This is a genomic window from Streptomyces sp. NPDC003720 (assembly GCF_042875075.1).
Classification (GTDB): domain Bacteria; phylum Actinomycetota; class Actinomycetes; order Streptomycetales; family Streptomycetaceae; genus Streptomyces.
Genome location: NZ_JBIANZ010000009.1, coordinates 334,420 through 352,617 on the forward strand (window position 1 = coordinate 334,420; position 18,198 = coordinate 352,617).

At 75.8% G+C, this 18,198-nt stretch carries 14 protein-coding genes; 1 reads left to right on the forward strand and 13 read right to left on the reverse strand.

Features of this window, described 5'->3' with window-relative positions; translation table 11 throughout:
- Window positions 1-115 precede the first annotated feature (115 nt).
- The 6 genes from cobC to cobM are packed head-to-tail and all read right to left on the reverse strand — an operon-like array spanning window position 116 to window position 6,448.
- Window positions 116-1,192 carry an Rv2231c family pyridoxal phosphate-dependent protein CobC gene (cobC, locus tag ACFYU0_RS25885; RefSeq protein WP_389304459.1) on the reverse strand — a complete coding sequence of 359 codons (1,077 nt, stop codon included), beginning with the start codon at window positions 1,190-1,192 and terminating at the stop codon, window positions 116-118.
- A complete protein-coding gene (locus tag ACFYU0_RS25890; RefSeq protein ID WP_389304461.1) occupies window positions 1,182-2,108 on the reverse strand; it encodes a sirohydrochlorin chelatase in 927 nt (308 codons plus the stop codon). The genes cobC and ACFYU0_RS25890 overlap by 11 nt, the downstream gene beginning before the upstream one ends.
- Window positions 2,105-2,692, reverse strand: coding sequence for a precorrin-8X methylmutase (locus tag ACFYU0_RS25895; protein ID WP_389304463.1), 588 nt, complete (start codon window positions 2,690-2,692; stop codon window positions 2,105-2,107). The genes ACFYU0_RS25890 and ACFYU0_RS25895 overlap by 4 nt, the downstream gene beginning before the upstream one ends.
- Window positions 2,689-4,404, reverse strand: coding sequence for a precorrin-3B C(17)-methyltransferase (gene cobJ / locus ACFYU0_RS25900; RefSeq protein WP_389304465.1), 1,716 nt, complete (start codon window positions 4,402-4,404; stop codon window positions 2,689-2,691). Before cobJ ends, ACFYU0_RS25895 begins: the two co-directional genes overlap by 4 nt.
- Window positions 4,401-5,633, reverse strand: a complete 1,233-nt coding sequence (cbiE, locus tag ACFYU0_RS25905; protein WP_389304467.1) for a precorrin-6y C5,15-methyltransferase (decarboxylating) subunit CbiE — start codon at window positions 5,631-5,633, stop codon at window positions 4,401-4,403. The genes cobJ and cbiE overlap by 4 nt, the downstream gene beginning before the upstream one ends.
- On the reverse strand, window positions 5,630-6,448 hold the full coding sequence (gene cobM / locus ACFYU0_RS25910) for a precorrin-4 C(11)-methyltransferase (RefSeq protein WP_351669301.1): 819 nt from the start codon (window positions 6,446-6,448) through the stop codon (window positions 5,630-5,632). The genes cbiE and cobM overlap by 4 nt, the downstream gene beginning before the upstream one ends.
- Window positions 6,449-6,574: 126 nt before the next feature.
- Here cobM and ACFYU0_RS25915 point away from each other — a divergent pair, with 126 nt between their 5' ends.
- Complete coding sequence (locus ACFYU0_RS25915; RefSeq protein WP_389304469.1) at window positions 6,575-7,306, forward strand: ZIP family metal transporter; 732 nt, start codon at window positions 6,575-6,577, stop codon at window positions 7,304-7,306.
- 14 nt (window positions 7,307-7,320) lie between these two features.
- On the opposite strand, the gene cobI is transcribed toward ACFYU0_RS25915, so the two are convergent.
- The 7 genes from cobI to ACFYU0_RS25950 are packed head-to-tail and all read right to left on the reverse strand — an operon-like array spanning window position 7,321 to window position 18,171.
- Entirely contained in the window at window positions 7,321-8,052 is a 732-nt protein-coding gene (gene cobI, locus ACFYU0_RS25920; protein ID WP_389304471.1) for a precorrin-2 C(20)-methyltransferase, read from the reverse strand.
- Window positions 8,049-9,419: a cobyrinate a,c-diamide synthase gene (locus ACFYU0_RS25925; RefSeq protein WP_389304472.1), complete on the reverse strand. Its 1,371-nt coding sequence runs from the start codon at window positions 9,417-9,419 to the stop codon at window positions 8,049-8,051. Before ACFYU0_RS25925 ends, cobI begins: the two co-directional genes overlap by 4 nt.
- Complete coding sequence (gene cobO, locus ACFYU0_RS25930; protein WP_351669154.1) at window positions 9,419-10,018, reverse strand: cob(I)yrinic acid a,c-diamide adenosyltransferase; 600 nt, start codon at window positions 10,016-10,018, stop codon at window positions 9,419-9,421. The genes ACFYU0_RS25925 and cobO overlap by 1 nt, the downstream gene beginning before the upstream one ends.
- A complete protein-coding gene (locus tag ACFYU0_RS25935; RefSeq protein ID WP_389304473.1) occupies window positions 10,018-12,078 on the reverse strand; it encodes a putative cobaltochelatase in 2,061 nt (686 codons plus the stop codon). The genes cobO and ACFYU0_RS25935 overlap by 1 nt, the downstream gene beginning before the upstream one ends.
- Window positions 12,075-15,725: a cobaltochelatase subunit CobN gene (gene cobN / locus ACFYU0_RS25940; RefSeq protein WP_389304475.1), complete on the reverse strand. Its 3,651-nt coding sequence runs from the start codon at window positions 15,723-15,725 to the stop codon at window positions 12,075-12,077. The genes ACFYU0_RS25935 and cobN overlap by 4 nt, the downstream gene beginning before the upstream one ends.
- Window positions 15,722-17,230, reverse strand: coding sequence for a cobyric acid synthase (locus tag ACFYU0_RS25945; RefSeq protein WP_351669148.1), 1,509 nt, complete (start codon window positions 17,228-17,230; stop codon window positions 15,722-15,724). Before ACFYU0_RS25945 ends, cobN begins: the two co-directional genes overlap by 4 nt.
- The gene (locus tag ACFYU0_RS25950; protein WP_351669146.1) at window positions 17,227-18,171 is read right to left on the reverse strand and encodes a cobalamin biosynthesis protein; all 945 of its coding nucleotides are present in this window, start codon (window positions 18,169-18,171) and stop codon (window positions 17,227-17,229) included. Before ACFYU0_RS25950 ends, ACFYU0_RS25945 begins: the two co-directional genes overlap by 4 nt.
- Window positions 18,172-18,198 lie beyond the last annotated feature (27 nt).

Here is an 18,198-nt window from a genome sequence, read left to right on the forward strand (position 1 = left end):
GGTGGAGCGTGACGGCCGGCCGGAGGCGCGGTGCCGGGAGCGAGCCGACGGTGCCTTCGCAGCCGGCCGGGACGGGTGGGCGAGTGGGACGCGGGGTCCGGGGGCGGCGCCCCGGTCACTGCAGCGCGTCCGACAGCGCGGCCAGGAACCCGCTCACCGTTCCCCGGTCCCGCACCGCCACCCGCACCCACGCGTCCCCGCCGAGACCGGGAAACGTGTCCCCCCGCCGCACCGCGTACCCCAGCCCGCGCAGCCGCCGCCGCACCGCGTCCGCCCCCGGCAGACGCACCAGCACGAACGGCCCCTCCGCCGGCGACACCACCCGCACCCCGCGGGACGCGAACGCGGCGAGCCCCGCCTCCAGATGGGCGCGGTCCGCCGCGATCCGGTGCGCCGCGTGCGCCGCCTCGGCCAGCGCCCGGGGCGCCACACACGCCTCGGCCGCGGCGAGCGCCGGCGTCGACACCGGCCACAGCGGCTGAGCCCGCTCCAGCCCGTCGATCGTCTCCGGCGCGGCCAGCACGTACCCGATGCGCAGCCCGGCCAGCCCCCAGGTCTTGGTCAGGCTGCGCAGCACGACGAGACCGGGCACGTCCGTCCGCCCGGCCAGCGCCTCCCGCTCACCCGGCACCGCGTCCATGAACGCCTCGTCGACCACCAGCGTCCGGCCCGGCCGGGCGAGTCGGGCGATGGAGCCGGCCGGATGCAGGACCGACGTCGGATTCGTCGGGTTGCCGATCACCACCAGGTCCGCGTCCTCGGGCACCGCCGCCGGATCCAGCCGGAACCCGTCCGCCTCCCGCAGCAGCACCCGGTCCACGGTGTGTCCCGCGTCCCGCAGCGCCGCCTCCGGCTCGGTGAACTGCGGATGCACCACGACCGGCCGGCGCACCTTCAGCGCCCGCGCCAGCAGGACGAACGCCTCCGCCGCCCCCGCCGTCAGCAGCACCCGCTCCACCGGCAGTCCGTGCCGCGCCGCCACCGCCGCCCGCGCGGCCCGCCCGTCCGGGTAGGCCGCGAGGGACGGCAGCGAGGCGGCGATCACGTCCCGCAGCCACGGCGGAGGCGTGTCCGCGCGGACGTTGACGGCGAGGTCGACCAGCCCGGCGCCCTCGTCGCGCATCTCCGCGTCGCCGTGGTGCCGCAGGTCGTGCCCGGCCGCCGGGCCGCCCCCGGTGTCCTCAGTGCGCATGGCTGTGGGAGTGCCCCCCGTGCTGGTGGTGCCCGTGCCCGTGGTCGTGGCCGTCGTCGTCCGGGTGGAAGTGCGGCTGCTGCGGCAGCCCCACCTTGTCCTCGAAGCCCGGCAGCGCGATCCGGTACACGCAGGAGTCGCAGTTCATCCGCAGATCACCCTTGACGGCCTCCGCGTACCGCTCCATCACCAGGTCCAGCAGCTCCGGCTCGGGCCCGATGACGTCCGCGGAGCGCACCTCCAGGTCCGGGTGCGCGGCCGCCCACTCCTCGGTCTGCCTGCGCACCCGGTCCGGCAGGATGCCGGTGAACAGGAAGTACGGCAGGACGACGATCCGCCGCGCACCCAGCCTCGCGCACCGGTCGAGCCCGCTCGGCACGTCCGGCGCCGCCAGCGACACGAACGCCGTCTCGACGCCCGCCCAGCCGCGCCCCTCCCACAGCAGCCGGGCCGCCTTGTGCACCTCGGCGTTGGCGTCCGGGTCGGTCGACCCGCGCCCCACCAGCAGCACGGTCACGTCGGACCGCTCGCCGGACGTGCCGGCCAGCGCCTCCTCCAGCCGCCGCTCCAGCACGTTCAGCAGCGCCGGGTGCGGGCCGAGCGGACGCCCGTAGGTGTACGAGATGCCCGGGTGCCGTTCCTTCTCCCGGGACAGGGCGGCCGGGATGTCGCCCTTGGCGTGGCCGGCGGACACCAGCATCAGCGGTACGGCCGCGAACCGGCGCACGCCCCGGTCCACCAGGTCGGCGACCGCCTCGCCCAGCGGCGGCGGGGACAGCTCGATGAAGCCGCCGGCGACGGGCAGTTCGGGGTGGCGGCGGCCCAGCTCCCGTACGAAGTCGCGGAACGCCTCGGCTCCGGCCTCGTCCCGGGTGCCGTGGCCGGCGATGAGCAGGGCGGGCGGCGGGGTGGTCACGGGGTCTCCTTGGGGGAAATCGGGTGGTACAGCAGGGCGTTGAGCGCGGCGGCGGCGACCGCCGACCCGCCCTTCTCGGACACGTTGCTCACGGCGGGCAGCCCGCTCGCGCGCAGTGCCTCCTTGGACTCGGCCGCGCCGACGAAGCCGACGGGCAGGCCGATGACGAGCGCGGGGGAGGCGTCCAGGGTCAGCAGCTCCTCCAGGGCGGTCGGGGCGTTGCCGATCACCCAGAGGGCGCCGGGCCCCACCTCCTCGTAGGCGAGCCGGATCCCGTGCGCCGAACGGGTGAGGCCCGGACCGGCCACGGCGTCCTTCAGACGGCAGACGGTCTCCCGGCGGGTGATGCCGGCCCCCACCATCTCGACGTCCACGACGACCGGCGCCCCGGCGTGCAGCGCGGCGTGCGCCGTGACCAGGTCGTCCTCGTCGGTGACGAGGTCGGTCGCGTAGTCCAGGTCGGCGGCGGAGTGGATGACCCGCTCCACCACCGCCCGGGTCAGCGGGGGGAAGCGCGAGGTGTCCAGGCGGGCGCGCAGCCGCCGGTAGGACTCCTGCTCGATGGGGTGGACGACACGGTTCACCGGGCGGCCTCCTGCCCGTCGGTCCGGTGGCTCTCCTGCCAGCGGTAGCCGCGCGGGGTCACCATGCGGCCGGCGATGTCCCGGGTCGCGGTGTTGCCCACGGTGACGACCGTCATCATGTCGACCGTCGCCGGGTCCAGTCCGCCGAGCGTGGTCAGCCGGCTCGACTCGTCCGGCCGTGAGGCGTTGCGCACCACGCCGACCGGCGTCGCCGGGTCCCGGTGCCCGGCGAGGATCGCGAGCGCCTTCGGGAGCTGCCAGTCGCGGCCGCGGGAGCGCGGGTTGTAGAAGGTGACCACGATGTCGGCCTCGGCCGCCGCGCGTACCCGCCGCTCGATGACCTCCCACGGCGTGTGCAGGTCGGACAGGCTGATGGACACGTGGTCGTGGCCCAGCGGCGCGCCCAGGATCGCGCCGGCGGCCAGCGCGGCCGTCACGCCCGGCACGCCGACCACGTCGATGTCGTCGGAGGCCTCGGCGAGCGCGGGCGAGGCCATGGCGTACACGCCCGCGTCCCCGCTGCCGATCAGCGCCACCGCGTGCCCGCGCCGGGCCTCCTCGACGGCCGTGCGGGCCCGCTCCTCCTCGGCGCCGAGACCCGACTCCAGCACCCGGGTGCCGGGCCGCAGCAGATCGCGGATCTGGTCGACGTACTGGTCGAGGCCCACCAGCACCGAGGCCCGGCGCAGTTCGTCCGCCGCGCGCGGGGTGAGCAGGTCCCGGGCGCCGGGACCGAGCCCGACCACGGCGAGCCGGCCGCGCCCCGGACGCCGCACCACGGCGCAGGTCGCCATCGCCGGGCGGCCGTCGGCGCGCACCGACTTCCGCTTGGGGACGAGGAGTTCACCGCCGCGCGCCAGCGCCGCCGCCTCCGCGACCGAGGGCGTGCCGACGGCCGCGAGCGGCGCGCCGGACGGGTTCGGCACCGCCACGTCCGCCAGCTCCGGCGCCGGGTACGTCACCAGGGGCACCCTCAGCCGCTCGGCGGCGGCCACGATGCCCGGCTCCTCGGACTTGGCGTCCACGGTGGCCAGTTCGGCGACCGACCGAGGTGACAGGCCCGCGTCCCGCAGCGACTCCTCGACCAGCGCGAGCACCTCGTCCGCCGGCGCGCCGCGGGAGGCGCCCACGCCGACCACCAGGGACGGCGGTCTGAGCAGCACCTCCCGCTCACCCGGCGCGACGGCCCGGTCGGTGAGCCGCACGGTGTACGCGCCCTCCGGCGAGGTGGGCAGCGCGGGCAGCGGCCACGGCACCTCGGCCTCCAGCGCGACCGGTTCGCCGTCCAGCAGGGCCCGCGACACCGCGGCCACCGACCCCTCGTACGGGAACCCGAGGGTGTCGAGACCGGGCAGCCCCACCGCGTCCGTCGCGGTCGTCACCACCGGCTCGGCGCCCAGCAGCCCGCCCACTTCGCGGGCCAGTTCGTTGGCGCCGCCGCCGTGCCCGCCGAGCAGCGACACCGCGAACCGGCCGCCCTCGTCCACACAGACCACGCCCGGGTCGGCCGCCTTGTCGCCGAGCAGCGGCGCGAGCAGCCGTACCACCGCGCCCGTCGCCAGGAAGCAGACGAGCTGCTCGCACTCGGCGAACGCGGCCCGTACGGCCTCCCCGGCGCCGCCGTCGTACACCCGCGTACGGTCCGGCCAGGCCGCGGCCAGCCGGTCCCGCGCCGCCGCGCCCGCCGCGGTGGCGGAAATCAGGCCGATCACTTCGCTACTCCTTCACTGGATGCCGGGGGTCGCACGCCCCACAGCAGGAACACCGGATTGGCCGCCGCGAGCCGGGTCACGTCCCCGGGCAGCGGCGTCAGCCGGGACGACTGCAACAGCACGCCCTCGCAGCGCAGCCCCGCCTCCGTCAGGGCCGCGCGGGCGGCCGGCACCCGGTCGAGGGCGGCCATGGCGACGACGACGGTCCGCCGGGCCCGGCGCGCGCACACCCCGACGACGGCGGGCAGCTCGCGGCCACCGCCGCCGACGAACACGGCGTCGGGGTCGTCGAGCCCGTGCAGCGCGTCCGGCGCCGCACCGTGCACCACGTCCACGTCGACCCCGTGGGCGGCGGCGTTGGCCCGGATCCGCTCCACCCCGTCCGCGGTCCGCTCCACGGCGACGGCGGCCGCGCCGAGCCGCGCGCACTCCACGGCCACCGAACCCGAACCGGCCCCGACGTCCCACACCAGGTCGCCCAGGCGCGGCCCCAGCCGGGCCAGCGCCAGCGCCCGCACCTCGAACTTCGTGATCATCGAGTCGCGGTGCGCGAACTCGCTCTCGTCGAGAGCCCATCCTGCGGGCCCCCCGCCCGCTCCGGCGACCGTGCGCACCGGGCCCAGGGCGCGCGCCTCGTCCAGGCACAGCACCACGCTCACCGCCGCGCCCCAGTCCCGGGCGGCGGCCTCGGCGGGCGTCACCCGCTCCACACGCTCGTGCTCCGGATCGCCCAGCGCGCTCGCCACGACCAGCAGCCGGCCGCCGCCGAGCGCGGCTCCCAGCTCGGCCGGCCCGGCCCCGGGCCCGGTCAGCACGGCCACCTTCGGATGCGCCCGGCACGCGTTGACCGCCGTCCGCAGATCGCGCCCGTGCGCGCTGACCACGACCGCGTCGTCCCACGGCAGCCCGAGCCGCGCGAACGCGGTGGCCACCGAGGACACCCCCGGCCGCACGTCAAGCCGCCCCGCCCCGAACCGCTCGGCCAGCGCCCGCACGACCCCGAAGAACCCCGGGTCCCCGGAGGCCAGCACGACCACCGGCCGCCCCCGGTCCGCGTGCTCCCCGATCGCGTCCAGGGCGGGCGCCAGCGGCCCGAGCACGATCCGCGCGGCCCCCGCGGGCAGCTCCACGGCGTCCAGGTGCCGCCGCCCGCCCACGACGAGGGCGGCCCCGGCGAGCACCTCGTCCGGAACCGGCGCGCCCGTCCCGGTGCCGACGACCGTGATCAACTCTTCGCCCTCTGCTCGCGCAGCGCCCGCCGCGCCTCCGGGTCGGCCTTGCGGTACCCGTGGAAGTGGCCGGGGTGGTACAGGTGCGAGCGGGTGCCGTGGGCGTCCAGGGCCGGACCGACCAGGAAGAGGGTGTGCTTCCAGAGCCTGTGCTCCTTGACCGTCTCCTCCAGCGTGCCGATCGTGCACCTGACGACCAGCTCCTCCGGCCAGGTCGCCTGGTACGCGACGACCACCGGGGTGTCCGTGGGGTAGCCGCCCTCCAGCAGCTCCCGCACGAGCTGGCCGCTGCGCGCCGCCGACAGGAACACCGCCATGGTGGTGCCGTGCCGGGCGAACTCGCGCACCTCCTCGCCGGGCGGCATCGGCGTCTTGCCGCCGCCGAGCCGGGTCAGCACCACCGACTGGGCGACCTCGGGGATGGTCAGCTCCCGCTGGGCGAGGGCGGCCACGGCGGAGAACGAGGAGACCCCCGGCACGACCTCGGTCGCGATGCCGATCTCCGCGCACCGGTCGAGCTGCTCCTGCGTGCCGCCCCACAGGGCCGGGTCGCCGGAGTGGATCCGGGCGACGTTCAGGCCCTCGGCGCGCGCCCGGCGGTAGACGGCCACCACGTCCTCCAGCGACATGGCCGCCGAGTCCAGGATCTCCGCGTCCTGCCGCGCGTGCTCGAGGACTTCGGCCTGCACCAGGCTCGCCGCCCAGATCACCACGTCGGCCGCCGCGATCGCGCGTGCGGCCCGGAACGTCAGCAGATCGGCGGCGCCGGGGCCGGCACCGACGAACGTCACCTTGCCGCCGGGGGCATCGGCCATGGCCATGGGAAGTGGTCCTCTCGTGGGAAAGACGCGGGTCTGTTCTGGGATGAAACGTCAGGATCTGGGGGTGTGCGGCAGGCGCCGGATGTGCGCGAAGGCGCCTTCATCGGATAGCAAGGGCCCATGGCGGTCCTTGTCGCGCTCGGCGCGTTCCTGATGACGCTGGCCGGCGGCTGGACGGCACAGCGGGTGACCGACCGCCGCCATCTCGTCCTGGGCCTGGCCGGCGGCCTGATGCTGGGCGTGGTCGGCCTCGACCTGCTGCCGGAGGCGCTGCACGCGGCGGACCGGGAGATCTTCGGCGTGCCGGCCGCCCTGCTGCTGTTCGTGGCCGGCTTCCTGCTGGCCCATCTGGTCGAGCGGACCCTGGCCGCGCGCCAGGCGTCGCACGGGGGCGACGAGCACCCCCACCGCGCGCCCGAGGTGGGCCTGACGGCGGCGGCCGCGATGGTCGGGCACAGCGCCATGGACGGCGTGGCGATCGGCGCGGCCTTCCAGGTGGGCGGCGGCATGGGCGCGTCCGTCGCGCTCGCCGTGATCGCGCACGACTTCGCCGACGGCTTCAACACCTTCACCATCACGAGCCTGTACGGCAACGCCCGCCGCCGGGCGGTGGGCATGCTGGTGGCCGACGCCTGCGCCCCGCTGCTGGGCGCGCTGTCGACGGTCTTCTTCCACATCCCCGAGCCGGTGCTCGGCGGCTATCTCGGCCTCTTCGGGGGCGTGCTGCTCTATCTCGCCGCCGCCGAGATCCTCCCCGAGGCCCACCACGAGCACCCGGCCCGTTCCACCCTGCTGTGCACGGTCGCGGGCGCGGCCTTCATCTGGCTGGTGGTCGGCGTCTCCGGCGGCTGACCGCACGGGCCGCGTCACAGCTTCCCGCCCCGTCCGCCGTCCCGCCGCGGCGGCGCGATCAGCGTGGAGAGGTAGGGCAGCGGCGCCCCGTCCAGCTCGGCGGCCGGCCGCACCGACTCCTCCGGCAGCCCGAGCGCCGAACCCCACACCGCGTCCCCGATCCGCCCGGTCTCCCGCAGCGCCTCGGCGACCTCGGTGGCCTGCCGCCCGAACTTGTACGCCACGACCGTGCCCGGCCCCGCCAGCGCCTCCTTGAGCGCGGCCGAGCCCGCCGTCACCGGCACCAGCGTCAACGGCTCGGTCCCCTCGGTCAGCACCGCGCCCGACCGCGCCGCCAGATCCTGCATGGCGGTGATCCCGGGCACGGTCTCCACCACGACGCCCGGCACCAGCTCCGCGATCGTCTGCGCGAGATAGGTGAACGTCGAGTACACGTTCGGATCGCCGATGGTGGCGAAGGCGACCGACCCGTGCCGCTCCAGCAGCCCGGCGACCCGCTCGCCCGCCGCGTCCCAGGCGGCCTCCCGGCGCGCCCGGTCGGTCCGCTCGTTCAGCGCGAACACCACCCGGACGATCTTCTCGCCGGGCACGTAGTGCAGGACCGTCGCCTCGGCCCGGCCGCGCTCGCCCGTGTCCATCACGGGGACGACGACGACCTCTGCCGCGCGCAGCGCGTTGACCCCCTTGACGGTCACCAGCTCCGGGTCCCCGGGGCCGACCCCCACTCCGACCAGCCTGCTGCTCATGACGTCCGGCACCTCTCCACGAACCGACGGGCCGCACCGGGCGCGGCGGCCCAGTGCGTGTGCAGATAACTCGCGTGCACGCCCTGCTGTACGAAACCCTCGACCCGCCGGACCGGCGTGGTCAGACCCCAGGCGGGGGCGGCGCCGGCGCCGGGCTCGACGACCGTGCGGTGGAACTCGTGCCCGCGCGTCCGCGTCCCCGCGGCGGCCAGCACACTGTCCCCGACGGCCACCGCGTCCCGGTAGCCGAGAGTGAGCCGTTCGCCCATGCGGGCGCCGGCGTCCAGCACCCCGCACATGGGGCGCCCGTCCAGCTCCCGGCACAGGTAGAGCAGCCCGGCGCACTCCGCCGCCACCGGCGCGCCGCTCAGCGCGAGACCGGCGACCGCCTTGCGCAGCGGCTCGTTCGCGGACAGCTCGGCCGCGTACACCTCGGGGAACCCGCCCCCCACGACCAGCCCGGCGGTGCCCTCCGGCAGTTCCTCGTCCCGGAGCGGATCGAACGTGACCACCTCGGCGCCGGCGGCGGCGAGCAGTTCGGCGTGCTCCGCGTAGGAGAACGTGAACGCCCGGCCGCCGGCCACGGCGACGACCGGCCTGTCCGGCGTCCCGGGGCGAGACCCCGGCCCGGCGAGGGCCCCGGCCGGGTCCCAGGCCGCACCCGGCAGCTCACCCGCGCCGCGCGCCAGCGCGGCCAGAGCCTCCAGATCGCACCCCTGCGCCACCTGCGCCGCCATCGCCGTCACCGCCTCGACCGCCGCGGAGCCGCGTTCGGCGACCGGCACCAGACCCAGGTGCCGCGACGGCGTGTCCACCTGCGGCGCCCGCCGCAGCACCCCCAGCACCGGCACCCCGGAGGCGTCCAGCGCCTCCCGCAGCAGCGCCTCGTGCCGGTCGGACCCCACCTTGTTCAGGATCACGCCCCCGACCCGCACCTCCGGGTCCCAGGAGGCGAACCCGTGCACCAGCGCCGCGACCGACCGCGACTGCGACGACGCGTCCACGACCAGCACCACCGGCGCCCGCAGCAGCTTGGCCACGTGCGCGGTGGACGCCAGCTCGCCCTGGCCCGCGGCCCCGTCGTACAGCCCCATCACGCCCTCGACGACGGCGAGATCGCATCCCCGCGCCCCGTGCAGGAACAGCGGGGCGATCAGCTCCGGTCCGCACAGGTACGCGTCCAGGTTGCGCCCCACCCGCCCCGTGGCGAGCGCGTGGTAGCCGGGGTCGATGTAGTCCGGCCCGACCTTGTGCGGGGACACGGCGAGCCCCCGCGCGGCGAACGCGGCCATCAGACCCGTGGCGACGGTGGTCTTGCCGCTGCCCGACGCGGGCGCGGCGACGACCAGCCGGGGCACCGGCGACATCACCACTCGATGCCCTTCTGGCCCTTCTGGCCCACGTCCATGGGGTGCTTGACCTTGGACATGTCGGTGACCAGGTCGGCGAGGTCCACCAGCTTCCGCGGCGCGTTCCGCCCCGTGATCACCACGTGCTGGGTGCCGGGCCGGCCGCGCAGCACGTCCACCACCTCGTCCGTGTCGACCCAGCCCCAGTGCATCGGGTAGGCGAACTCGTCCAGCACGTATAGCCGGTACGTCTCGGCCGCCAGGTCCCGCTTGACCTGCTCCCAGCCCTCGCGGGCCTTCTCCTCGTTGTCCATCTGCGCGTCGCGCTGCACCCAGGACCAGCCCTCGCCCATCTTGTGCCAGTCGACGCTGCCGCCCTCGCCGGAGGCGCCGAGCACGCGCAGCGCGTTCTCCTCGCCGACCTTCCACTTGGCGGACTTGACGAACTGGAACACCCCGATCGGCCAGCCCTGGTTCCAGGCCCGCAGCGCCAGTCCGAACGCGGCGGTGGACTTGCCCTTGCCGACGCCCGTGTGCACCACGACCAGCGGCCGGTTGCGGCGCTGACGGGTCGTCAGGCCATCGTCCGGTACGACACTCGGCTGCCCCTGCGGCATTACGCGGCCCTCCTCGAAGTCCCCTGCACATCCCTGACCAGCCCGGCGATCGAGTCGGACCGCAGCTCCTCCAGCGTCACCGCCGTACCGCCCAGCTCGCCCGCGAGCTGCCCGGCGAGCCCGAGCCGCACCGGCCCCGACTCGCAGTCGACGACCACCGAGGCGACGCCGTCCGCCGCGAACAGCCGCGCCGCCCGCCCCGCCAGCGCCACCGGCTCCGTCCCACCCGTCGCCCGGCCACCACCCCGGCCGGAGGCGCTTCGCGCCGCCCCTCCGCCGGTGGCCCGGCCGTCCGTCACCACCACGACCAGCGCCCGCCGCGCCGGGTCCCGCAGCCGCTCCACCCGCAGCACCTCGTGCGCCCTCAGCAGCCCGGCCGCCAGCGGCGTGCGGCCGCCGGTCGGCAGCGACTCCAGCCGGGCCGCCGCCGCGTCCACCGACGAGGTCGGCGGCAGCGCCACGTCCGCGGCGGACCCCCGGAAGGTCACCAGGCCCACCTTGTCCCGCCGCTGGTAGGCGTCGAGGAGCAGCGACAGCACCGCGCCCTTCACGGCGCTCATCCGCTGCCGCGCCGCCATCGACCCGGAGGCGTCCACCACGAACAGCACGAGGTTGCCCTCGCGCCCCTCCCGGGTCGCCTGCCGCAGATCGTCCCGGCGGACCACGAGCCCCGGCCCGGACCGCCCCCGCGCCCGCTGGTGCGGCGCCGCGGCCAGCACGGTCGCCGCCAGGTGCAGCTTGGTCAGCGCGCCCCGGGGCCGCCGGGCGCCCGTGGTCCGCCCGTGCTCGGAGCGCGCCCGCGAGCGCCGGCCGGCCGCGCCCTCACCGATGCCGGGCACGCTCAGCACCTTCGTGCGGAACGGCTCGGCGGCCCGCACCGCCGACTGCTCCTGGCCGCCCGACGGCTGCGGCTGCCCGCCCTCGCCCGCCTCGGGCCGCGCGGCCGCGCCGCCGTCGCCCTGCGGACCGCTGTCCGGCGCCGGCTGCCCTCCGCCGCCGGGGCCCTGGGGACCGGGGTCGGGGTCGTCGTCGCCCTCGCCGTCGCCCTCGCCGGAGTACTGCTCCATCGTCTCGTCCAGCTTGTCCTCGTCCAGACCCGGCGCGTCGAACGGGTTGCGCCGCCGCCGGTGCGGCAGCGCGAGCAGCGCGGCCTGCCGGACGTCCTCGGCGAGCACGTCGGTCCGCCCCGCCCACGCGGCGAGCGCGGTCGCCGTACGCGCCATCACGATGTCGGCGCGCATCCCGTCCACCTCGAAGGCCGCGCAGGTCGCCGCGATCTGCCGCAGCGCGCCGTCGCCGAGACGCACCCGGGGCAGCAGCTCCCGGGCCGCGGCGATCCGCTGCCGGACGGCGGCCTCCTCCTCGGCCCAGCGCGCCGCGAAGGCGCCGGGATCGTCGTCGTACGCCAGCCGGCGCCGCACGACCTCCACGCGCTCGTCCGGCTCCCGCGAGGCCGCGACCTCCACGGTCAGCCCGAACCGGTCCAGCAGCTGCGGCCGCAGCTCGCCCTCTTCGGGGTTCATGGTGCCGACGAGCAGGAACCGGGCGGCGTGCCGCACCGAGACGCCCTCGCGCTCGACGTACGAGGCGCCCATCGCGGCGGCGTCCAGCAGCAGGTCCACGAGGTGGTCGTGCAGGAGGTTGACCTCGTCCACGTACAGGATCCCGCGGTGGGCGTCGGCCAGCAGGCCCGGCTCGAAGGCCTTCACGCCCTCGGCGAGCGCCCGCTCGATGTCGAGCGCGCCGACCAGCCGGTCCTCGGAGGCGCCGACCGGCAGCTCGACCATCCGCGCCGGCCGTGCGTCCCCGGCGCCCGCCTCGTGCGGCCCGTCCGGGCAGGACGGGTCCGGCGCCGCCGGATCGCAGGAGAACCGGCATCCGGGGACGACGGCCACCTCCGGCAGCAGCGCGGACAGGGCGCGTACGGCCGTACTCTTCGCGGTGCCCTTCTCGCCGCGCACCAGCACGCCGCCGACCGCCGGGGACACGGCGTTCAGCAGCAGCGCGAGCCGCAGATCGTCCTGACCGACAACGGCCGTGAACGGGAACGGGGTGGTCACTGGTCGCCCTCCAAGTCGCCTTCCAGCTCCAGATAGGTGGCGCGCAGCCGCTCCAGCGTGTCCGCGTCCGGCTCGGCCCACAGGCCCCGGTCCGCCGCCTCCAGCAGCCGCTCGGTGATGCCGCGCAGCGCCCACGGGTTGGACTTCTTCATGAAGTCCCGGTTCTCCGGGTCGAAGACGTACTCCGCGCTGAGCTTCTCGTACATCCAGTCGTCGACCACGCCCGCCGTGGCGTCGTAGCCGAACAGGTAGTCCACGGTCGCCGCCATCTCGAAGGCGCCCTTGTAGCCGTGCCGGCGCATCGCCGCCATCCAGCGCGGGTTGACCACCCGTGCCCGGAAGACGCGGTGCGTCTCCTCGCCCAGCGTGCGGGTCCTCACCTGGTCGGGTACGGCGCTGTCGCCCACGTAGGCCTCGGGGTTGGCGCCGGTCAGGTGCCGCACCATGGCGACCATGCCGCCGTGGTACTGGAAGTAGTCGTCGGCGTCGACCAGGTCGTGCTCGCGGGTGTCGACGTTCTTCGCGGCGACCGCGATCCGCTTGAACGCGGTCTCCATGTCCCCGCGCGCCGCCCGGCCGTCGAGCCCGCGCCCGTAGGCGTAACCGCCCCACACCGCGTACACCTCGGCGAGGTCGGCGTCGGAGCGCCAGTTGCGGGCGTCGATCAGCGGCAGCAGGCCGGCGCCGTACGCGCCCGGCTTCGAGCCGAAGATGCGGGCGGTCGCCCGCCGGCGGTCGCCGTGCTCCGCCGTGTCCTCCTCCACGTGCGCCCGCACGTAGTTGACCTCGGCCGGCTCGTCCAGCGCGGCCACCGCCCGGACCGCGTCGTCGATCAGCCCGACCACGTGCGGGAACGCGTCCCGGAAGAAGCCGGAGATGCGGACCGTGACGTCGACGCGCGGCCGGCCCAGCTCCTGCGGGCCGATCACCTCGAAGCCCGTCACCCGGCGCGAGGCGTCGTCCCAGACCGGACGGCAGCCGAGCAGCGCCAGGATCTCGGCGATGTCGTCGCCCTGGGTGCGCATCGCGGAGGTGCCCCACACCGTGAGGCCCACCGACCTCGGGTACTCCCCGGTGTCCTGGAGGTACCGCTGGACCAGCGAGTCCGCGAGCGACTGGCCGACCTCCCAGCTCAGCCTGGACGGGATCGCCTTCGGGTCGACGGAGTAGAAGTTCCGGCCGGTCGGCAGCACGTTGACCAGGCCCCGGGTCGGCGAACCGGACGGTCCCGCGGGCACGTAACCGCCGTCCAGCGCCCGCAGGATGTGACCGATCTCGTCGGTGGTCCGGGCGAGGCGCGGCACGACCTCGTCGCAGGCGAACTCCAGCACCGCGACGGCGTCGGGGAGTTCGGCGCCGAGCACGTCGCCCAGCACGGCCGGCACGGCCACCCGGTCCCACGCCCTGGCCTCCATGCCCTCCGCGATCCGCCGGCAGAGCCGCTCCAGCAGGTCGATCGTGTCGGCCGCCGTCCGGGACGGGCCGTCGACCCGGTCCGTCAGCTCCACCGGCACCTTCACCGGCGCCCCCGGCTCGGCCAGCAGCTCCTTCTCCACCAGCCCGTAGTGCAGGGCGAGCGACGCCCGCAGCCCCGGCAGCGCGTTCGCCTGCCCACCCCACACCTGGGAGGCGCGCAGCACGGCGAGGACCAGGTTCACCCGCGGCTCGGCCTCCGGGCCGCCGCCGAGGACGTGCAGTCCGTCGCGGATCTGCACGTCCTTGATCTCGCACAGGTAGCCGTCGATGTGCATGACGAACTCGTCGAACTCGGCGTCGTCCGGCTGCTCGTCCACGTGCAGGTCGTGGTGCAGCTCGGCGGCCTTGACCAGCGTCCAGATCTGGGCGCGCACCGCCGGCGCCTTCGCCGGGTCCAGGTCCGAGACGAGCGCGTACTCGTCCAGGAGCTGCTCCAGCTTGGCCAGGTCGCCGTAGGTGTCCGCGCGCGCCATCGGCGGCACCAGGTGGTCGACCACGGTGGCGTGCCCGCGCCGCTTGGCCTGGGTGCCCTCGCCGGGGTCGTTGACGATGAACGGGTAGACGAGCGGGAGGTCGCCGAGCACGGCGTCCGGGGCGCAGCCGCCGCTCAGGCCCAGGCCCTTGCCGGGCAGCCACTCCATGGTGCCGTGCTTGCCCATGTGCACGATCGCGTCGGCGCCGAAGCTGTTCTCCAGCCAGCGGTAGGCCGCGAGGTAGTGGTGGGAGGGCGGCATGTCCGGGTCGTGGTAGATCGCGATCGGGTTCTCGCCGAAGCCGCGCGGCGGCTGGATCATCACGACGACGTTCCCGAACCGCAGGGAGGCGAGCACGATGTCGTCGCCGTCCACGTACAGGCCGCCCGGCGGCTCGCCCCACGCCTCGAGCATCGCGTCCCGCAGCTCCGGGTCGAGCTTGCCGAACCACTCCCGGTAGTCGGCGAGCGGCACCCGGGCGGGCGCGGCGGCCAGCTGCTCCTCCGTCAGCCACTCCACGTCGTGGCCGCCGGCCGCGATCAGCCGGTGGATCAGCTCGTCGCCGTTGTCCGGGTACCCCTCGGCCGCGTAGCCGGCGTCGCGCAGCGCGTCCAGCACCCGGACCGCCGAGGCGGGCGTGTCCAGGCCGACCGCGTTGCCGACCCGGGAGTGCTTGGTCGGGTAGGCGGTGAAGACCAGCGCGATCCGCTTCTCCGCGTTCGGCTTGTGGGCCAGCTCGGCGTGGCGTACGGCGATCCCGGCGACCCGCGCGGCCCGCTCGGGGTCGGCGACGTACACCGGCACGTCGTCCGGGCCCTGCTCCTTGAAGGAGAACGGCACGGTGACGAGCCGTCCGTCGAACTCCGGGATGGCCACCTGCATCGCCGCGTCCATGGGGGAGAGGGCGGCGTCCGACTCCGCCCAGGCGGCGCGCGAGGAGGTGAGGCAGAGGCCCTGCAGCACGGGCACGTTGAGAGCGGCGAGCGCCCCTACGTCCCAGGACTCCTCGTCGCCGCCCGCGGACGCCTGCGAGGCGTGCGTGCCGCCGGCCGCGAGCACGGTGGCGACCAGCGCGTCGGCCCGGCCCAGCAGCTCGTACAGGCCGGGGTCCGCGCCGCGCAGCGAACCGCAGTACACCGGCAGGGCGTTGGCGCCGCGCGCCTCGATCGCCTCGCACAGCGTGTCCACGAAGGCGGTGTTGCCGCTCAGTTCGTGCGCCCGGTAGAACAGCACGCCCACCGTCGGGCGGCCGTCGCGCAGCGGGTACGAGCCGTGGACGCCGAACTCCGGCATCTTCCGCGGCTCCTCGAAGCCCTCGCCCGTGAGCAGCACGGTGTCGGAGAGGAACCGGGCCAGCTGGGTCAGGTTGTCCGGGCCGCCCTCGACGAGGTACCTCAGCGCCTCGGCCACCACGCCCGCCGGTACGGACGACTCGGCCATCAGCTCGGCGTCCGGCACCGTCTCGCCGCCCAGCAGCACGGTCGGGACGCCGGACGCCCGCAGCGCGGCCAGCCCGTCCTCCCAGGCCCGCTTGCCGCCGAGCAGCCGCACGACGGCGAGGTCGGCGCCCTCGATCAGCCCCGGCAGTTCCCCGGCCACGTCCACCCGGGTCGGATTGCCGGTCCGGTACCCGGCGCCGGAGGCCCGGGCCGCCAGCAGATCGGTGTCGGCGGTCGACAACAACAACACTGTGCTCATGCGGGCGCTCCCGGTGGAATGAAAGGCAGTCCTTGCGGCGCGCCCGACTCGATGAGCCGCCAGAGCGCGTCCGTGTCCGCGTGCTGTTCGATCAGGTCGCCGAGCCGGTCGAGCTGCTCCTCGCGCAGCGCGGCGAACGAGGTGCCCGGGGCCGGTACGAAGCGGCGTCCCGCGGCGGCCGCCACCTCGCGCAGGAAGGCGCGCCGGAAGCCGTCCGACTCCAGCGAGCCGTGCCAGTGCGTGCCCCACACGGAACCCACCCGGCAGCCGTCCAGGAAGGGTTCCCCGCCGACGACCTCGGCGACCCCGTGGTGGATCTCGTACCCCTCGACCGGCTCGCCGAGGGCACGCCCGGCCGGGCGTGCGAGGGTCTTCTCCCGGGCGAAACGCACCCGCACGGGCAGCAGGCCGAGCCCGTCGACGGCGCCGGCGCGCGACTCGACCTCGTCCTCGATGTGCTCGCCCAGGATCTGGAAGCCGCCGCAGATCCCGAGCACCGGGCGCCCCTCGGCGGCCCGTCGCGCGAGCGCGTCGGCGAGGCCGCGCTCGCGCAGCCACCGAAGCGCCCGCACGGTCCCGCGGGTGCCCGGGATCACCGCCAGGTCCGCGTCCACCAGCTCCTCCGGCCGGTCCACGAACCGCACCACGACGCCCGGTTCGGCGGCCAGCGCGTCCACGTCGGTGAAGTTGGACATCAGCGGGACCGCGCACACGGCGACCCGCAGCACGTCCGCACCGGCCGGGGGAGCCACCGTGGACTCCCGCACGGCGCCCCGCAGGGAGACCCGCAGCCCGTCCTCCTCGTCGATGCCGAGCCCGTGCCGGAACGGCAGCACGCCGTACGTCCGCCGCCCGGTGAGGCCGTGGAGCATGTCGAGGCCGGGCTCCAGCAGGGAGACGTCGCCCCGGAACTTGTTCACCAGGAACCCGGCGACCAGTTCCTGGTCCTCGGGCGACAGCAGGGCGAGGGTGCCGAAGAAGGAGGCGAAGACGCCGCCGCGGTCGATGTCGCCGACCACGAGGACGGGCAGCCGCGCGCCCCGCGCGATCCCCATGTTGACGATGTCCGTCCGCCGCAGGTTGATCTCCGCCGGCGAACCGGCGCCCTCACAGATCACCGCGTCATACGTGCCCCGCAACTCGGCCAGGCAGTCCAGCACCGTGCCCAGCAGCCGCTGCTGGCGTCCGCCGTGGTAGCCGCGCGCGCTCATCTCGCCCACCGGCTTGCCCAGCAGCACCACCTGGCTGCTCTGTTCACCGCCCGGCTTCAGCAGCACGGGGTTCATCAGCGCGGTCGGCTCCACCCGGCAGGCCTGCGCCTGCATCGCCTGCGCCCGCCCGATCTCGGCGCCCTCGCGCGTCACGAAGGAGTTGAGGGACATGTTCTGCGCCTTGAACGGCGCGACCTTGACGCCCTGGCGCACCAGCCAGCGGCAGATCCCGGCCGTCACGACGCTCTTGCCGGCGTCGGAGGTGGTGCCGGCGACGAGGAGCCCACCGCTCACTTGCCACGTCCCTTCACGAGGAGGCGCGCACCGGCGGTGACGCCGAGCGCGAGCAGGCCGACGCGGCGGGAGAGCGTCACGGCCCGGTCGATGTCGGTGACCCGGACGGCCCGCCCGGTGCCGCCGCCCAGCACCGGCCGGTGTTCCACCCGCCCGGCGTAGGAGAGCGTCCCGCCGAGCCGCACCCCGAGCGCGCCCGCGAACGACGCCTCGACGGGTCCGGCGTTGGGGCTCGGGTGCTTCGCCGCGTCCGCCCGCCAGGCCCGTACGGCGCCCCGCGGGTCCGGTCCGGCCAGCACGGCGAGCGCGGCCGTCAGCCGGGCCCCCGGCCAGCCGGCGAGGTCGTCGAGCCGGGCCGAGGCCCAGCCGTAGCGGCGCAGGCGCGGCGACTTGTGACCGACCATCGCGTCCAGGGTGTTGACGGCCCGGAACCCGAGCAGCCCCGGCACGCCGGCGACGGCGCCCCACACCAGCGCGCCCACGACGGCGTCGGAGGTGTTCTCGGCGACGGACTCGACCACGGCCCGGGCGATCCCGTCGGCGTCCAGCGCCTGCGGGTCCCGGCCGCACAGGTGCGGCAGCCGCGCGCGGGCCGCCGGCACGTCACCGGCCTCCAGGGCGCGCCCGATCGCCCGGGCCTCGCGGGCCAGCGAAGTGCCCCCGACGACGGCCCAGGTGGCCACGCCGGTCAGCGCGGCGGAGGCGACGGGGGAGCGGCGCACGGCCCGTTGGGCGACGAGCCCGGCGGCCACGGCGCCGCCGGCGCAGACGGCGGTGTGCAGCGCGCCCCAGCCGCGGTGGTCGTGCCACAGCACGCGTTCCACGGCAGCGGCCGCCCGCCCGAACACGGCGACCGGATGCCCGCGGCGCGGATCGCCGAGGAGCAGGTCGCCGAGAAGGCCGGCGGCGGCGCCGTACGCGTAAGCGCGATCGGCACCCATCGGCTCAGCCGGCCGTGGGCGCGGGGG

What these genes read in the sequence shown, in the direction of transcription:
- cobN (WP_389304475.1), bottom strand. Translation starts at nt 15,725, where the DNA reads ATGAGCACAGTGTTGTTGTTGTCGACCGCCGACACCGATCTGCTGGCG.
- cobI (WP_389304471.1), bottom strand. Translation starts at nt 8,052, where the DNA reads ATGAGCAGCAGGCTGGTCGGAGTGGGGGTCGGCCCCGGGGACCCGGAG.
- ACFYU0_RS25925 (WP_389304472.1), bottom strand. Translation starts at nt 9,419, where the DNA reads ATGTCGCCGGTGCCCCGGCTGGTCGTCGCCGCGCCCGCGTCGGGCAGC.
- ACFYU0_RS25915 (WP_389304469.1), top strand. Translation starts at nt 6,575, where the DNA reads ATGGCGGTCCTTGTCGCGCTCGGCGCGTTCCTGATGACGCTGGCCGGC.
- cobM (WP_351669301.1), bottom strand. Translation starts at nt 6,448, where the DNA reads ATGGCCGATGCCCCCGGCGGCAAGGTGACGTTCGTCGGTGCCGGCCCC.
- cobO (WP_351669154.1), bottom strand. Translation starts at nt 10,018, where the DNA reads ATGCCGCAGGGGCAGCCGAGTGTCGTACCGGACGATGGCCTGACGACC.
- cobC (WP_389304459.1), bottom strand. Translation starts at nt 1,192, where the DNA reads ATGCGCACTGAGGACACCGGGGGCGGCCCGGCGGCCGGGCACGACCTG.
- ACFYU0_RS25950 (WP_351669146.1), bottom strand. Translation starts at nt 18,171, where the DNA reads ATGGGTGCCGATCGCGCTTACGCGTACGGCGCCGCCGCCGGCCTTCTC.